We start from the raw sequence: 16,552 nt of genomic DNA, 5'->3' as shown, positions 1-16,552 counted from the left end.
CTAATTATTCCATTATATATACATTCAATGTCTTATTGGAATAAACAGGCTTTCTCTTCTCTGTCTTATCCCAGGGCCTGTCGATAACGATATAATCAAAATTGCCCTTCAGGGTATCTGTATTCACCAGCCTGAAGTTTTCAAAGTCTGTGAATATCCTGTCATATTTTGATTTACTGTAATCGTATCCCCTCAGCATCATCTCAAATTTATGGCTCTCTATATTCAGTCCGCTAAGTACATAAAAAGTTTTACCTTCTTCGATAAATTTCTCGCTTACATCGTGAAAGCCGATATTAAAACTTTCGTATTCTTCAATATTATTTTTGAAGTTATAAAACAACCCTGCCTGCAATACGAGAAGCATAACAGTAAGCCATTTTACAGGTATCTTTTCTATATATTCCGACACCGATATCCCCATCAGGAAAACAACGATAAAGCCATAGTATATAAACGTACGCGGGAAAGGGATCACCGAATGTATTGCCAACAGGACAACCGGGGCCAAACCAAAAATAATCCAAAGTTTAAGAATTTCCTTCTTTTTTTTCAACAGGGCAACTATAAACGGTATACCGATGGCAATAAAAGTGTATATGAGGTGCAGGCCATAAATCTCACTGAATGTATTCCTAAAGAAAAGAGGAAACAAGCTTAATACCCCCATACGGTCTCCCGGAGTAATGGATAACACTCCGAAACCCTGATGCAATATAATCGGCATATAGCAAAGCAGTGTCGCCAATGTTATAAATACATTGAATACAAATTGCTGCCTTATATTCCTATAGTTATAGAGCAAAATAACAAAGTTAAGGGTAACAAAGGGATAAAGATAAGATGGCACAGCATAAAATCCGAGAACACTGCATATAGAGAATATAGCCCAATCTTTATTCCGGCTGCCGTACTTTATTATATTAAATGTAGCATACAGAGATATGACAAAGAAGAAAGCTACCAAAGCATATCCCCTCGACATATAACTATAATAGATGGACATGAATAACATGGAAGAAATGGCAACAGAAAACAATGCCACTTTCCTCGAATAGTATCTTTTGACAAAAGAATAAGCAATAACCCATGTCAGAATAGAGACAACAACCGATGATATCCGTAAGCGGAATAAGATATCAAAAAACGGAATATGCTTGGTTATATGCGTTATTATAGAATGAAAGACATGGTTGTTCGGTGCCGGATAAGACGATATACAATATAAGACAGGATTATTTGTAAAATCGACATAGGTAAGTGCCTCGTCATACGATATCGGCAATACAATAGCGAAATAGATGGATGCGATAAGGGGCGGAAGCAATATCAACAACACATACCTGTCCTTCAAATCGTTCCATATACTCTTTATCGCCCTGCCGATGTACGAACAGAAAGATACCATATGAAGATAAAATAAATTTATCTTTATTATATGGTAAACACTGATAAAGATAGAGATGACCAATATAAGTAAGAAAATGATATAATTGACTCCCGACAGTGCGTTTGCTATCTGAAAAAGTTCTTTGAAAGACTGATTTTCCAGAGGAAAGAAGCCTATTTTTATAGAAACTATTGACAATAGGAATAATATGAGCAATACCGTTATCAATATAAGGAAAGTATGTAAAGTTTTTCTCATTTAAAAATTTCATTAACTGAATGAATTATCCCTTAAGGTCAGACAAAAAATCTGCATCCTTATTTTGGGCGCAAAGATACGTTTTTTCAAAAGATTGCCATCTTTTCCTTTAGAACATTTACGTTAAACTGACAAAAAGTCCGGTCGAATTGTTAAAATTGCAATAAAGATTTTCGTCTCGGTTAAAAGTGTTAAAAAATAGAGTTACCCCACACTAAGTGTACACTTTTTGTGTTTACATTTGAAATAAAAATAAAGTGAATTAATAAACAATTTAAACGATACTTGCATATGAAAAAATTTTGGAAGAATATTTCAACCTATGTTGTGGTTGCATTAGTGAGTATAGGAGCTACATATGGCATGTATAGCTTCATGGACTACAAAAGAGGATACAGCGCTGCTGATACTTATAATTACGGAACCGAATTTGATCAGAAAGGCATACATCTGGCAAGCCTGACTGCTGACGGCTATCCTGATTTTACAAAAGCTGCAGAAAATTCTATTCATGCAGTAGTACACATCAAGTCTACAGTGAAGGCTCAGGCTTCACAAGGTCAGGGACGCCAACGGATGATCGACCCATTCGAATATTTCTTCGGATTCGGTGACCGTGGGGAACAGGGTTACGGACAACCTCAGCCAAGCGTAGGCTTCGGATCGGGTGTTATAATCTCTGCCGACGGGTTTATAATCACTAATAATCACGTTATCGATAAAGCCGACGAGATAGAAGTTACTTTGAACGACAACAGTAAATATACGGCAAAACTGGTAGGAACAGACCCTGTGACCGATATAGCACTACTGAAGATCGAAGGCAAAGAGTTTCCATATATCCCATTCGGGAACTCCGACAATCTGAAAGTTGGGGAGTGGGTATTGGCAGTAGGAAATCCATTCAACCTGACATCTACCGTTACAGCCGGAATTGTTAGTGCCAAAGGCCGTGGCAACATAAGTGGAGGGAGCCGCAACGGCGTAGATATGAGTATCCAGTCGTATATACAAACCGACGCAGCCATCAACAGGGGTAACAGCGGTGGAGCATTAGTCAACACCAATGGTGAACTGATAGGCATCAATACTGCTATCTACTCTCAGACCGGTGACTTTTCCGGATATGGATTTGCCGTACCTATTTCGATTGCCGGAAAAGTAGTGGCCGACATCAAAGAATACGGTGCCGTCCAACGTGCTGTTCTTGGCGTACAGATAGGCGAAGTTGCTGCGGCAAAAGAAGCTGATCCTGAAAAAACAAAGAACCTGAAAATAAACGAAGGTGCTTATGTTGGGGGATTTGCAGATATGAGCCCTGCCAAACAGGCCGGAATAGAAGAAGGTGATGTTATCACAGCAGTGAACGGCGTGAAGGTAAAAACAGTAAGCGAATTACAGGAACAAGTAAACAGGTTCCGTCCGGGAGACAAAGTTAAAGTAGATATAGTACGCGGAGCTTCAACCAAGACATTCGATGTAACCCTCAAAAACAGTGCCGGCAGCACTTCGGTTGTAAAGAAAGAAGACGGCATAGCCATCGTAGGGGCGGCATTCAAAGATCTTACTGCCGAAAGGAAGAAAGCTTTGGGTGTTAGCTACGGCGTAGAAGTGGCCGGTGTAGATAGTAGCGGCAAATTCCATAAAGAAGGTATTGCCAAAGGATTTATCATACAGAAAATCAACAATCAACCAGTATCTTCGGCCAGCGAAGTGGAACGCATTATCACCACAACAGCCAACAGCCAGGATAAGGCGCTATTCATAACCGGAATAACTGCTAACGGATCAAGGAAATATTACGCTGTCGACTTAAGCGAGTAATATTAACTTAACAAATATCAAATAACGCTTAAGTAAAAACTAAACATCTTACTTAAGCGTTATTTATTTTGTATATAACTTAGATATAAACTTTAAGTAAGTAAGCAAAAACAACAATTGAGTATTATTAACTAAAGCTATCTGACATTCGGCCCAAACAGATAGCCATATATAGCATTATTTTTACTATATTTGCAAACATTTTTGGGACATTTTAACATATATATTTATATATGAGGCAGTTAAAGATTACGAAGTCAATTACAAATCGTGAGAGTGCATCTCTGGATAAGTATTTGCAAGAAATTGGTCGTGAAGACCTGATTACAGTCGAGGAAGAAGTAGAGTTGGCTCAAGCCATAAAAAAAGGTGACAGGGCCGCACTCGAAAAACTCACAAGGGCTAACCTTAGATTTGTTGTATCTGTTGCAAAACAATACCAAAATCAAGGGTTAAGCTTACCCGACTTAATCAACGAGGGAAATCTGGGACTTATCAAAGCTGCAGAAAAATTCGACGAAACCAGAGGGTTTAAATTTATCAGTTACGCAGTATGGTGGATTCGCCAATCTATATTGCAGGCATTAGCAGAACAATCGCGTATCGTACGCCTTCCTCTCAATCAGGTGGGTTCGCTGAACAAAATCAGCAAGGCTTTCTCCAAATTCGAGCAGGAAAACGAACGCAAACCGTCAGCAGAAGAACTTGCCGAGCAATTGGACATACCGGTTGATAAAATCGCCGATTCGCTGAAAGTTTCAGGACGACACATTTCTATGGACGCACCTTTTGTCGAAGGTGAGGACAACAGCTTGTTGGATGTACTTGTAAATGACGACGCCCCAATTGCTGACCGTATGTTGATAAACGAATCGCTTCAACAAGAAATCGAGCGTGCATTATCAACATTGACAGAAAGAGAAAGTGAAATTATCAAAATGTTCTTCGGTATCGGATATCAGGAAATGACCCTGGAAGAAATTGGTGATAAATTCCAACTCACACGGGAACGTGTACGTCAAATCAAGGAAAAAGCGATCAAGCGCCTGCGTCAGAATTCACGAAGCAAATTATTAAAAAGCTACTTAGGTTAAAAAGGTTCTTAACCGAAAGTTCAATGGATAAGGAGAGCAAGGAAACTTACTCTCTTTTATTTTGTCTTATTTGCAGTTTTATCTGAATCCGTGATAATTACGGGCGTAATTATAGTCAATAGTACCCTGTTCTATCTGGATAACAATAGCTTCTATTGATGCATCCTTATCATTAGGGTCATACCTCGTTTTCAGGCTATTACCAAAAAGCCCCGCAAAAGCGTTATATACTCCCGCCTTGAAACTGCCGACAAGAGCTTTTACAATATTGTAAGAAGGAGTATTGCATTCACGGTCGATAAGCTTTACCAATATTTTACCCTGATTCTTGGTCATCTTTTTCATCTTAGGCTTATACTCGTCCATCATGTACTTTTGCACATCTTCCAGATATTTTTGCTTAGCCTTTTCAGTAGGTAAGGTCTCCATATATTCATAAGTCTCAACGATGGAGTATGCTATTGTTTTGGCATAAGGATATGCTATCTTTACATCCCGTACCAATTTAGAGTATTCCTGCCTTTCCTTATTATTTTTAAATTTGATCTGTCCAAAAATATAAACAGGCTTCAACTGAACCACGGCAATGGTATCACCTTCATATATAGCGGCTATATCTATATACGTCTTGGGCTTCTCTTCCTGGGACTTAACCGATACAGAAAGAAACAGAAGTAAACATAGTACAGAGAAAACCCTTTTCATATTTCAGTTAATAAAAACATTCAAATATACAAGAAAAATAAACAGAGATATCAATTTTAGAATAAATTAAGGGCGCAGGCGAATTATTTCCCTCCAGAATATAACAGAAGGCAGATCATTACCGTTTTTTTCATCATATGTATGGTATATCAATTTTTCAAAGAACGAGGAGCCTGTATAAAAGTCATACGCTCACAACTATAGATAAAGATTCTCTGAAAAAGTGCATATAAACAATCCTGATATGCAGAATAATTATAAGTTAATCAAAAACCCTGTAGTTTAGAGAAAGTTCTCACCCATTTCAGGTAATATGCAGAAAGAATACTTTTCGGGTAAATGGCTTCGATCTCCTCCGTCACCCTCTTTTGCAGATTCTCGAGACGCGCCTGACGATATGACCTTCTGTTATCATAAAAGTCTTTGTGTGCGCGGATAACCTCTTTGGCATTGGCATATTTTCCGGTAATAGCAAATTGAACAGCCGCTATATAATCAAGAATGAGACGGGCTACCATCACTCTCTTCAACTTTTCCTGCGGCAGGTTCTTATAGAGCATAATCAGATTGTTACGAAAGTTGAGAAAAGTCTTGCGCGGACTTTCTTTCTTCAATGTAGCAGCACCTACGTGGTAAACAACCGATGAGGGCAGGCATACAATCCGTTTTCCACGGCAATTCAAACGCCAGCAAAGATCTATTTCTTCCATATGAGCGAAAAACGAAGCATCAAAGCCTCCTGCCTCAAAAAAATCTTTAGAGCGGATAAACAAACAGGCACCTGTAGCCCAAAGCACGTCAACAGGCTCATCATATTGCCCCTTATCTTCCTCCACATGCATAAAGATACGCCCACGGCAAAAAGGATAACCGTATTTATCGAGAAATCCCCCCGATGCCCCTGCATATTCGAAGTACGCTTTATTTCTCTGGGCAAGAATTTTGGGTTGGGCCGCAACGATATCTTTATTATTATCCAAATGATTTATTATCGGCAACAGCCAGCCTTCAGTTACTTCTACATCCGAATTGAGCAGGACATAGTATTCGGCATTCACCTCCTGTAAAGCCTTGTTATATCCACCGGCGAAGCCGTAATTCCCGGGCAAGACTATCCGGGTAATCTGAGGATATACAGATTGAAGAAATGCAATAGAACCGTCTGTAGAACCATTATCAGCCACCATGAGCTCCACATCGGCATATGTAGTATATTGTACCACGGAAGGCAGGAATTGCTCTAAAAGCGCCCTGCCGTTCCAGTTAAGAATAACAACTGCTACTTTATTCATTTTTGTTGCTGCATTGCTTCCACTTCTTCACGTGTACGTTTCCAACGCTTATGAGTCCAGAGCCAGTAAGCCGGATTGCGAAGGATGGTCTTTTCCATAGCCCTGATATATGTCTCTGTAATATTATTTTCCGGTTCTTCCCTAGGATCATCTGTAATCAGACGAACGGTAGCCTTATAATGCCCTCTCTTTATTTTCTCCATATCCAGATAAACAACCGCAAAACCGGTTTGCTTTGCAATACGCTCCACTCCTGTAAATACAGGGGTTTCCTGATTTAGAAAAGGAGTCCAGTAGTGAATATTCCGCCATGCAGGTGTTTGATCTGCCATAAAACCGATCAAGATCTGTTTTCCTTCGTTCCTGAGTTTTACAATAACCCGGAATGTATCTTGTTTGGCAATAGCCAGAGATCCGAAGCGACTACGTATTTTGAGAAACAAATCATCCATCGCTTTATTTTTCAATGTCTTATAAATCTCACCCAGGATTTTACCTTCTTGCCTAAAGACCAGATTTATAGATGTGACCCATTCCCAGTTGCAATAATGTCCAAGATACATCAAAACAGAATTTCCATCTTTCATCAACTCTTTTATTTGCTCCACATTCTCAAACTGCATCCGCGCTTGCATTTCTTCATCAGATATATGCAGCATCTTCAATGTTTCAACAAAATAATCACAAAAGTGATGATAGAACTCCTGCTCTATGGCCAATCTTTCCTGTTTTGTTTTCTCCGGAAAACTGGCTTCCAGATTGAGCCTGACTACCTTCAAGCGATAACCGGCTATTTTATAGACGAAAAAATAAAGCATGTCGGATAATATATACAATACCCTGAATGGCAGAAGGGCATGTAAATACATCCATATATATAGTATATAATATAACAGTCTGTTCATTCCTTAATTTTCTACCAGTGCTGTTTTTACTTTATTAAAGTCCCCTAAGGTAACTATTTTTATTTCATTTGCCTTACCCGCCTGATACGGCGTCTCTATTTTCACATAATTCTCGGTAAATCCATACATCATATTATCATGTTGTGCATGCTCAAACAACACCTTACGCTGTGTGCCCTGCTGCGACTGGTAAAACGCTTCCAGTTTATTATCCGATAGATCCAGCAAAACCTTGCATCGGGCATGTTTTGTCCTGGGGTCTACCTCGTGCTCTATCTTCAAGGCTTGTGTATTCGGGCGTTCAGAATATGTAAAAACATGTAGCTGAGAAAAATCAAGACCTTCCAGAAACCGTCTGGTTTCTTCGAAATATTCATCCGTTTCTCCCCTTGTACCTACAATTACATCCACCCCGATAAATGCATCGGGCATAATCTCTTTAATTTTTTCCACTTTGTGACGAAACAGTGCTGTATCATACCGGCGGCGCATCAATTTCAATACAGCATCGGAGCCTGATTGCAGCGGAATATGGAAATGTGGCGCAAAACGCTTCGATTTTGACACAAAATCTATAATTTCATCCGTCAGCAAATTAGGTTCAATAGAAGATATACGATAACGCTCAATGCCATCCACCTCATCTAACGCTTTAACCAGGTCGAAAAACGTTTCTCCGGTCGTACGTCCGAAATCACCGATATTCACCCCCGTAAGCACAATTTCTTTTCCTCCTTTTGCCGCCACTTCCTGAGCCTGTTTTACCATACTCTCAATTGTACCATTACGGCTACGCCCACGGGCAAAAGGTATGGTACAGAAAGAACAGAAATAATCACAGCCATCCTGCACTTTCAGAAAATAGCGGGTACGGTCGTCCTGCGAGCAGGAAGGTACAAAAGATTTTATTTTATTCGTTTTCGACGTATGGACTACTCCTTTATCTTTCTTCTTCAATTCATCCAGATAAGCAACTACGTCAAGCTTCTGTTCAGAACCCAACACGATATCGACGCCCTCGATCCCGGCTATATCTTCAGGCTTGAGCTGAGCATAACAGCCCGTCACGATCACATATGCCCCGGGATTCTCTTTAATTAATTTCCGAACGGCCTGACGGCATTTTTTATCTGCAAATTCAGTAACCGAACAGGTATTTATTACACATATCTCCGCTGTTTCCCCCTCTCTTGCCCGACGGACACCAACCTGCGAAAGCTGTTTCCCGATGGCCGAGGTCTCGGCAAAGTTCAATTTACATCCTAATGTGAGATAGGCTGCCTTTTTATTTTCAAATATCGAATTATCTATCATTGTATTTAGCTTTTAGCTGACAAGTTTCCATTGTCAACTCCAGTATTGTATATCTAAAAAACCATAAAAATCTTATATAAACAAGGTAACAGGTTCAAATTACGAGCTACCTGTATGTTAACTATCAACCTGCCAAAACCTTCATTAAATTAACCTTCTTTTGCAATATATAGTTAAAAGGTAACAAAAGTAACAGAAATCGATGCACTGATTAACTAATAATATGCCGGTGTGCCAATGGCAGGAAGCGACTTTACAGAAAACAGTGAACAGTCATCAGTTAACAACTCGTATCTTGTATCTCGTATCTTGTCTACTCGTATCTTGTAACTGCCCGAAGGGCGAAGTAACTCGTAACTATATCAAAAAGTAACAAAAGTAACACGAAATACAGACTTTATATTATTACTTTTTCCAACTTTCAAAGAACCATAAATTAAACATCCGAAAATATCAGGCTGTTTACCATACAGATAAAATTCCGGGAAAATCATACATCCATCTGGCATTAAACCATATAGCGCCAAATTCGAATGAACCCGCATTTTAAAAGAGTACAAAATTACAACAATTGTCGCAATTTTAGCGATAAAATACTTGTAGAATATAAGGAGACTATTTATTTTTGCACAAATTCACCTAAAATGAGCAATTTTCATGATTAAAGAAAACCTGATCGATTTATATGCCAACAGCTTCAAAAATAACTGGGAACTGAAAGGATTATCCGATTACTCGGAACAAAAAACACTGTATTATAAGGACCTAGCCTGCGAAATAGCCCGTATACACATTATTTTGGAAGAAGCTCAGATAAAAAAAGGTGATAAGATAGCCCTTATCGGCAAAAACAATATACCATGGTGTGTAACCTATCTGGCTGTGATTACCTACGGGGGCGTCATAGTACCTATATTACAGGATTTTCATGCCGACAGTGTACAGCATATCATAAATCACTCCGAAGCCGTACTTTTATTTTCCAGCAGTCAGATTTGGGATTCCCTGGACGAAGATTATCTGCCTAAAGTAAGAGGCGTCTTCTCCGTAAATGACAATAAGTACAAATGCCTGCATGAACAAAAAGGAGAGAAGCTATCTTTTATTGTCGACTCATTGGACGAAAAGATGAAAAAAAGATATCCCGACGGATATAAAAAGGATAACATCAACTATACCAAAGTAGATAATTCGGAACTTGTGCTCATTAATTACACCTCAGGAACAACCGGGTTCAGCAAAGGCGTTATGCTTTCGGCCAACAATCTGGCCGGTAATATTACACATGCCCATTACCTGAAGCTCTTGTTCAGAGGACAAAATATTGTATCGTTCCTACCGTTGGCACATGCCTATGGCTGTGCGTTTGAGTTTCTTTATTCCCTAACCGAAGGTTCGCACACGACCTTATTGGGAAAAGCACCTTCACCGAAGATACTGGCAGAAGCCTTTGCCGAGATAAAGCCTCATCTGATTATTTCCGTACCATTAGTTATAGAAAAAATATACAAGAAATCCATACTCCCTAAAATAGAAAAGCCCGCCATTAAAATGGCCCTGAAAATACCAATTGTAAGAGACCAGATATATTCAAAAATACGAAAAGGCATGATGGAAGGACTGGGTGGCAACTTCCATGAGGTTATTATCGGCGGTGCCGCTTTAAACAAAGAAGTGGAAGCTTTTCTGCACAAAATAAAATTCCCGTTTACTGTAGGTTATGGAATGACCGAATGCGCGCCCCTTATTTCATACGACCATAACTACGATTTCATCCCGACATCATGCGGTAAGATATTGGATAATATAATGGAAGTCAGAATAGACTCTGACGATCCGTACAATACCGTAGGCGAAATTCAGGTCAGAGGTGAGAATGTAATGATGGGATATTATAAAAATGAAGAGGCAACCAAAGCTACATTTACCGAAGACGGATGGCTGCGGACAGGCGACCTGGGGACAATAGACAGCAACAACAGGATATTTATCAGAGGACGCAGCAAAACAATGTTGTTAGGCCCAAGCGGACAAAACATATTCCCGGAAGAGATAGAAGCCCGTTTAAACAATATGCCGTTTGTACTTGAAAGCCTTGTAGTTGAGCGGAACGGAAAGCTGGTCGCATTAACTCACCCCGACTACGAAACAATGGATGCCGCACACGTTGAGCAGGAAATGCTTCCGGCTATCATGGAAGAAAACAGGCAAAACCTGAATAAACAGCTGGCAAGCTATGAAAACATAACGGCAATACAGATATACCCGAGTGAGTTTGAGAAAACTCCTAAAAAAAGCATAAAAAGATATCTCTATGAAAACTAAACAGTTATTTCCGGCGAACATATAAAAACACATAATTTTGGAGAAAAATAAGAAAAACACTAAAAAAAACATAATTATGCTATACAACATGTAAAGAAATATATATATCTTTGCATCGTGTTATCAGAAATAACTCAAATACATTTACCGTTTAAGTTTTAATAGAAAAGAAAAATGAAAAAATTAGTATTATTTGCTGTTGCTGTTATTGCAATCTCTTTCGCATCATGTAGTAATAAAGCTGCTGAAGAAGCTAAAGCTAAAGCTACTGCTGACTCAATCGCTGCAGTTCAAGCTGCTGAAGAAGCTGCTGCTAAAGCAAAAGCTATTGAAGATTCAATCGCTACTGCTGCAAAAGCTATTGAAGATTCAATCGCTGCTGCTACTGCACCAAAGAAATAATCTGAGCTATAACAGCTAAAGATTACAGAAGCCTGTATGAGTGATACTCATATAGGTTTTTTTTATTAACTATTAATCAAGATTATTCACAATCTAAACTATTGTTTTAATGAATAATTCATCAAAAATAGTTACCTTTGCATGCTGAGCAGTAGAACACAAACAAAAATCATATTAAATGAAATCGGAGAAAGGGTATTGGGATATTGTAATAAAGCCTCGCGAAAACAATTTTTCCCTGAATATCGGTGAGATATGGAAGTATAGAGACCTCATAAAGAGGTATATACACCGGGACATCGTAACTGCATACAAACAAACAGTGCTAGGACCCTTATGGTACATCATCCAACCGTTGTTTACGACCATCACATATATGTTTTTGTTCGGAGGTATAGCAAATATCCCGACAGACGGTTTGCCTCAACCCCTATTCTACATGTCGGGGATATTGCTTTGGAACTATTTCGCTGAGTGCTTAGGCAGGGCTCAGGGCACATTCCTTAGCAATGCGGGTGTTTTCAGCAAAGTATATTTTCCCCGGATGGTCGTACCCATTTCGGGTGCAATCTCTACGATGCTGAAACTGGCCATTCAGATAGCAACATTCATTGTGATGTATTTATATTATATATACATTAAAGACGTAAGTATCGCACCTAATATATATATATTGCTGGTTCCACTTTTAATACTGATGATTGCATGCTTTGCCATCGGTACTGGGATTATCATTTCTTCAATGACCACGAAGTACCGGGATGTGGGTATTCTTATTGGTTTTCTGGTATCTCTGTGGATGTTTATAACCCCCATAGTGTATCCTTTATCGGTCATGTCGGAGAGATACAGCGAATATAAGTGGATTATAGCATTGAATCCGTTGTCCCCTATTGTTGAAACATTCAGGTTTGCCACTATGGGAACGGGTGAATTTTCGTGGGCTTCACTCAGTTACAGTTTCGGTGTTACGGTGGTAGTGATGATCGCCGGAATGGGAGTCTTTAATAAAGTTGAGAGGAACTTTATAGATGTCGTATAATAAAAAAACGAAAAATGTCAGATATAGCAATAAAATTTGAAAACGTATCGAAACAATATCGTCTTGGGGTGGTCGGTACGGGAACTATCAGCCACGACCTCAACCGCTGGTGGCATCTTGTAAGGGGCAAAGAAGACCCATACCTGAAAATAGGTGAGGCCAATGACAGAAGTTCCAAAGCTACAGGACAATATGTATGGGCGCTGAGGGATATAAATTTTGAGGTGCAACAAGGGGATGTAGTTGGTATTATAGGACGAAACGGAGCCGGAAAATCCACCCTCTTGAAATTATTATCGCGCGTAACGACACCCTCTACCGGATGCATAAAAGCAAAAGGGAGGATCGCTTCATTATTGGAAGTAGGAACAGGTTTTCATCCCGAACTAACCGGACGTGAAAATATCTACATGAATGGCACCATCATGGGTATGACCAAACATGAAATAACGGAAAAACTCGATGAGATCATTGCTTTTGCGGGGGTGGAAAGGTATATTGATACTCCGGCAAAAAGGTATTCGTCGGGTATGATGGTGCGTTTGGGCTTTGCTATCGCTGCGCATCTTGAGCCTGAAATACTGGTAGTTGACGAGGTACTGGCTGTTGGGGATGCCGAATTTCAGAAGAAAGCTATCGGAAAAATGCAGGATGTATCGAGAGGAGAAGGGAGGACGGTGTTGTTTGTGAGCCATAATATGCAATCGGTATCTACTTTAACGAACAACTGTGTATTATTAGTGAACGGAAAAATACATAGAATCGATAATACAAAAAATATAATTCAAGAATATTTATCATTAAATAATTCTGGAGAACTTGTATATACAGCAAATCCTAAAATAGATAAACCAAATATTGTTAAGGTTGAATGCATTACGTCTCATCCAAGTAACATACAGCAATTTGGGAAACCTATGAAAATTGTTATTGACGTATACACTCCCCATAAGATACCATCAGCAGCTGTTTCATATCAGATAATTAATTCACAAGGAATCCCAGTTACTCATATATTAAATATGCATGAAGAGATTCCTTTTGGAGATGAAAAAGGAACATATAGATTAAGCTCGGTTATTCCCTTTAGTCATCTATATCCAGATACTTATAGTTTAATTATTCATTACTCTGACAGAATCTCCAGAGAAAAATTCGAAACTCTTGAAAATGTTGTCCCATTTGAAGTCAAAATTTTTGAAGAGGTTCGAGACTACTATTGGGGAAAACGAAATGCTATTTATGTAGAAGACGCCTATTGGGAGATAGAAAAGATAAATTAAAGATATATGGTTGAGAAATATGATAATTTTATAAAAATACCTTTCACTACTGACAATTTAGACAGGTATTTTATCCGCTCATCTATCTTCAACGCACTAAAATCCAGTTTACCTTATTTCAAAGGAGAATTACTGGATGTAGGTTGTGGGCAAATGCCTTATCGCAAATATATTCTTGAAAATAGCAAAATCAATAAATATATCGGATTAGATATTGAAACGGCCATAGTGTATAACGAGGCTGTTAAACCCGATTATACATGGGATGGCAAGGCTATGCCTTTCGATGATGAAAGTTACAGCACTCTTATGGCTACTGAAGTTTTGGAACACTGCCCCGAACCAGAGCTTATATTACAAGAAATGAAAAGAGTACTAAAAAAAGATGGCTTTCTATTTCTTACGACACCATTTCTATGGCCTCTACATGAGACGCCGCATGATGAATACAGATATACTCCTTTCGCATTAAACCGACTTCTAAAAGACGCCGGATTCAATGACATTAAAATTTATGCAGGAGGTGGCTGGCATGCAAGTCTTGCTCAAATGTTGGGCTTATGGGTCAGAAGAAGTGGATTGTCTCCGAAAAAAAGGAATATTTTATCAATTTTGTTAAAACCTGTAATTAAGTATTTATTGAAAAAGGACACTCCTTCTTCTCATTTTCGTGAAAGTTTGATGATTACAAACCTATTTGTATCAGCGCAAAAATAAGTATGCAAAATGAAAATAAATTTAGCTCTCATATCTCCGAACCAGAACGCATATTCTGAAACATTTATTCAGAATCATAAAAAATATTTTGATGCTAATGTCAAGTTTTATTATGGAGGATATCTTCCTGTCTTTCTGGAAGAAGAAGCTTTGCTGGGACTAAATAAAAAAGAGAGAATAATCCGCTATATAAAAGAAAAAATCCTCAGAAAAAAACCGGAATATACAGAGAAAGAAAAAGCGTTAATTAATTCTTTCAGAAAACACGAAATAAATATCGTTTACGCCGAATACGGACCTTCGGGTGTTGCTGTTATGAAAGTCTGCAAAAAATTGGAATTACCTTTAATCGTAAATTTTCATGGATATGATGCATCTGTGACGGATATTCTTAAAGAATACAAAGACCTGTATCCAGAGATGTTCCAATATGCGTCAAAGATAATAGCAGTATCCAAATATATGTATAGCCGGTTGTTATCTCTTGGGTGTCCTCCCGAAAAATTAGAATACATAACATATGGGCCTGAGGACATTTTTTTCGATCAGACTCCTGCATATACAGAGAATGCATTCCTTGCAGTAGGCAGATTTGTAGATAAAAAAGCGCCATATTATACCATTCTGGCATTCAAAAAGGTAGTAGAGAAATATCCTGATGCGAAACTATATATCGCGGGAGAAGGCCCATTATTCAATGCATGCATCAACTTATCACATTATCTAAAGATACATTCAAACGTCCGCTTTCTTGGTAAATGCAAACATGAAGACTTAATGCCTTATTATGCTAAAGTAAAGGGATATGTACAACATTCGGTAACTGCTTCGAACGGAGATATGGAAGGTACTCCTGTAGCTATTTTGGAAGCCTCTGCCGCTGCACTCCCTGTTGTATCGACCATACATGCCGGAATTCCAGATGTGATTATCGATGGTGAAACAGGTTTACTGGTAAAAGAACATGATGTGGAAGAGATGGCAGAAAAAATGATATGGATATTGGAAAATCCTCAGCAAGCCGTTAAAATGGGTGAGACTGGAAGAAAAAACATCATGGAAAACTTCAGTATGAATATGCATTTAAAGAAGTTGAATACACTAATAGAACAAGTCTGTAATAAAAATTGCAACGCATGAATCCGCCTCTATTCTCAATCTTAATAGCCAATTACAACAACGGCCGCTTCCTTGCAGAAGCCCTGGAGAGTGTTTACAGGCAATCATATAGCAATTGGGAAGTTATAATCGTGGATGATCATTCAGATGACAATTCATTTACGATATACAATCAATTAAAAAATGATGAGCGTATAAAAATATACTACAATAGTGAAAATCAGGGAGCCGGATTTACCAAAAGAAAATGCGTGGAAATGGCTGCCGGAGAAATATGCGGTTTCCTTGACCCTGACGACGCTTTAACTCCTGATGCCATAATGGATATGGTAAGCCTCCACTCCAAAATGCCAGATTATTCTATAATTCATTCAAAATTATTTTATTGTGATGAGAATTTGAATATTAAGAGCGAATACACACATGGTCGGAACGTCATTCCTTTCCAACCAATGTTTTTTAATCTTGAAGGGGAAATTTCTCACTTTTGCACATTTAAAAAAGAAATATATGATAACACAGATGGTATAGATCCTTATCAGAGAAGGGCTGTAGATCAGGACTTATATTTAAAACTATATGATGCGGGGAGAACATTCTATTGGGATAAATCTCTATATTTATATAGGATACATGAAAACGGAATATCTACAACCAACAATATAGATAAAGCATACTATTGGAGATGGGTCGTCAATATAAATACAGCCAAAAGGCGAAATATAAATATCGAGAACCTTTTTTTAGACTCATTTGTTTCAAAGATGGACTATGACTCCCTTTTCAAAGAATACTGGAGATTGAAAAAATATAAAAAACTGAATGAACTTTTACATAAAATAAATAGTATTTTCAAAAGTCGTAAAGAAGTAGAATAAATTA

General features: G+C 38.4%; 14 protein-coding genes. 9 read left to right on the top strand and 5 right to left on the bottom strand.

Features of this window, described 5'->3' with window-relative positions:
• Nucleotides 1–4: 4 nt before the first annotated feature.
• Nucleotides 5–1,648 carry a hypothetical protein gene (locus ACYQ3L_RS27420; RefSeq protein ID WP_379994469.1) on the bottom strand — a complete coding sequence of 548 codons (1,644 nt, stop codon included), beginning with the start codon at nt 1,646–1,648 and terminating at the stop codon, nt 5–7.
• A 291-nt stretch (nt 1,649–1,939) separates the two neighbouring features.
• On the opposite strand from ACYQ3L_RS27420, the gene ACYQ3L_RS27415 reads away from it, so the two are divergent.
• Nucleotides 1,940–3,472: a Do family serine endopeptidase gene (locus ACYQ3L_RS27415; protein WP_379994468.1), complete on the top strand. Its 1,533-nt coding sequence runs from the start codon at nt 1,940–1,942 to the stop codon at nt 3,470–3,472.
• Between the two features lie 233 nt (nt 3,473–3,705).
• Nucleotides 3,706–4,566, top strand: coding sequence for a sigma-70 family RNA polymerase sigma factor (locus tag ACYQ3L_RS27410; RefSeq protein ID WP_379994466.1), 861 nt, complete (start codon nt 3,706–3,708; stop codon nt 4,564–4,566).
• A gap of 78 nt (nt 4,567–4,644) precedes the next feature.
• On the opposite strand, the gene ACYQ3L_RS27405 is transcribed toward ACYQ3L_RS27410, so the two are convergent.
• From ACYQ3L_RS27405 to mtaB, 4 genes are all read right to left on the bottom strand, one after another.
• Complete coding sequence (locus tag ACYQ3L_RS27405) at nt 4,645–5,271, bottom strand: DUF4294 domain-containing protein (RefSeq protein ID WP_379994465.1); 627 nt, start codon at nt 5,269–5,271, stop codon at nt 4,645–4,647.
• A 266-nt stretch (nt 5,272–5,537) separates the two neighbouring features.
• A complete protein-coding gene (locus ACYQ3L_RS27400; RefSeq protein ID WP_379994464.1) occupies nt 5,538–6,563 on the bottom strand; it encodes a glycosyltransferase family 2 protein in 1,026 nt (341 codons plus the stop codon).
• The gene (locus tag ACYQ3L_RS27395; RefSeq protein ID WP_379994463.1) at nt 6,560–7,468 is read right to left on the bottom strand and encodes a lysophospholipid acyltransferase family protein; all 909 of its coding nucleotides are present in this window, start codon (nt 7,466–7,468) and stop codon (nt 6,560–6,562) included. Before ACYQ3L_RS27395 ends, ACYQ3L_RS27400 begins: the two co-directional genes overlap by 4 nt.
• 3 nt (nt 7,469–7,471) lie before the next feature.
• Nucleotides 7,472–8,782: a tRNA (N(6)-L-threonylcarbamoyladenosine(37)-C(2))-methylthiotransferase MtaB gene (mtaB, locus tag ACYQ3L_RS27390; protein WP_379994462.1), complete on the bottom strand. Its 1,311-nt coding sequence runs from the start codon at nt 8,780–8,782 to the stop codon at nt 7,472–7,474.
• A 657-nt stretch (nt 8,783–9,439) separates the two neighbouring features.
• Between mtaB and ACYQ3L_RS27385 the strand changes: the two genes are divergently transcribed.
• From ACYQ3L_RS27385 to ACYQ3L_RS27355, 7 genes are all read left to right on the top strand, one after another.
• Nucleotides 9,440–11,107, top strand: coding sequence for an AMP-binding protein (locus ACYQ3L_RS27385; RefSeq protein WP_379994461.1), 1,668 nt, complete (start codon nt 9,440–9,442; stop codon nt 11,105–11,107).
• Between the two features lie 174 nt (nt 11,108–11,281).
• Nucleotides 11,282–11,509 (top strand): hypothetical protein, encoded by a 228-nt coding sequence (locus ACYQ3L_RS27380; protein WP_379994460.1) that lies wholly within the window; start codon nt 11,282–11,284, stop codon nt 11,507–11,509.
• A gap of 178 nt (nt 11,510–11,687) precedes the next feature.
• Nucleotides 11,688–12,551 carry an ABC transporter permease gene (locus tag ACYQ3L_RS27375; protein WP_379994459.1) on the top strand — a complete coding sequence of 288 codons (864 nt, stop codon included), beginning with the start codon at nt 11,688–11,690 and terminating at the stop codon, nt 12,549–12,551.
• 14 nt (nt 12,552–12,565) lie between these two features.
• Nucleotides 12,566–13,834 carry an ABC transporter ATP-binding protein gene (locus tag ACYQ3L_RS27370; protein ID WP_379994458.1) on the top strand — a complete coding sequence of 423 codons (1,269 nt, stop codon included), beginning with the start codon at nt 12,566–12,568 and terminating at the stop codon, nt 13,832–13,834.
• Between the two features lie 6 nt (nt 13,835–13,840).
• Nucleotides 13,841–14,551, top strand: coding sequence for a class I SAM-dependent methyltransferase (locus tag ACYQ3L_RS27365; RefSeq protein WP_379994457.1), 711 nt, complete (start codon nt 13,841–13,843; stop codon nt 14,549–14,551).
• Between the two features lie 9 nt (nt 14,552–14,560).
• A complete protein-coding gene (locus ACYQ3L_RS27360; RefSeq protein ID WP_379994456.1) occupies nt 14,561–15,691 on the top strand; it encodes a glycosyltransferase in 1,131 nt (376 codons plus the stop codon).
• Nucleotides 15,688–16,548 (top strand): glycosyltransferase family 2 protein, encoded by an 861-nt coding sequence (locus ACYQ3L_RS27355; RefSeq protein WP_379994455.1) that lies wholly within the window; start codon nt 15,688–15,690, stop codon nt 16,546–16,548. The genes ACYQ3L_RS27360 and ACYQ3L_RS27355 overlap by 4 nt, the downstream gene beginning before the upstream one ends.
• Nucleotides 16,549–16,552 lie beyond the last annotated feature (4 nt).

Source organism: Dysgonomonas termitidis, from assembly GCF_054657735.1.
The sequence above is the reverse complement of the archived record's forward strand: the minus strand, read 5'-3'. Positions and strand labels throughout refer to the sequence as shown.

Coding starts and splice junctions, on each gene's coding strand:
- ACYQ3L_RS27380 (WP_379994460.1), top strand. CDS start 11,282: ATGAAAAAATTAGTATTATTTGCTGTTGCTGTTATTGCAATCTCTTTC.
- ACYQ3L_RS27355 (WP_379994455.1), top strand. CDS start 15,688: ATGAATCCGCCTCTATTCTCAATCTTAATAGCCAATTACAACAACGGC.
- ACYQ3L_RS27360 (WP_379994456.1), top strand. CDS start 14,561: ATGAAAATAAATTTAGCTCTCATATCTCCGAACCAGAACGCATATTCT.
- ACYQ3L_RS27415 (WP_379994468.1), top strand. CDS start 1,940: ATGAAAAAATTTTGGAAGAATATTTCAACCTATGTTGTGGTTGCATTA.
- ACYQ3L_RS27400 (WP_379994464.1), bottom strand. CDS start 6,563: ATGAATAAAGTAGCAGTTGTTATTCTTAACTGGAACGGCAGGGCGCTT.
- ACYQ3L_RS27375 (WP_379994459.1), top strand. CDS start 11,688: ATGAAATCGGAGAAAGGGTATTGGGATATTGTAATAAAGCCTCGCGAA.
- ACYQ3L_RS27370 (WP_379994458.1), top strand. CDS start 12,566: ATGTCAGATATAGCAATAAAATTTGAAAACGTATCGAAACAATATCGT.
- ACYQ3L_RS27395 (WP_379994463.1), bottom strand. CDS start 7,468: ATGAACAGACTGTTATATTATATACTATATATATGGATGTATTTACAT.
- ACYQ3L_RS27420 (WP_379994469.1), bottom strand. CDS start 1,648: ATGAGAAAAACTTTACATACTTTCCTTATATTGATAACGGTATTGCTC.
- mtaB (WP_379994462.1), bottom strand. CDS start 8,782: ATGATAGATAATTCGATATTTGAAAATAAAAAGGCAGCCTATCTCACA.
- ACYQ3L_RS27405 (WP_379994465.1), bottom strand. CDS start 5,271: ATGAAAAGGGTTTTCTCTGTACTATGTTTACTTCTGTTTCTTTCTGTA.
- ACYQ3L_RS27410 (WP_379994466.1), top strand. CDS start 3,706: ATGAGGCAGTTAAAGATTACGAAGTCAATTACAAATCGTGAGAGTGCA.
- ACYQ3L_RS27365 (WP_379994457.1), top strand. CDS start 13,841: ATGGTTGAGAAATATGATAATTTTATAAAAATACCTTTCACTACTGAC.
- ACYQ3L_RS27385 (WP_379994461.1), top strand. CDS start 9,440: ATGATTAAAGAAAACCTGATCGATTTATATGCCAACAGCTTCAAAAAT.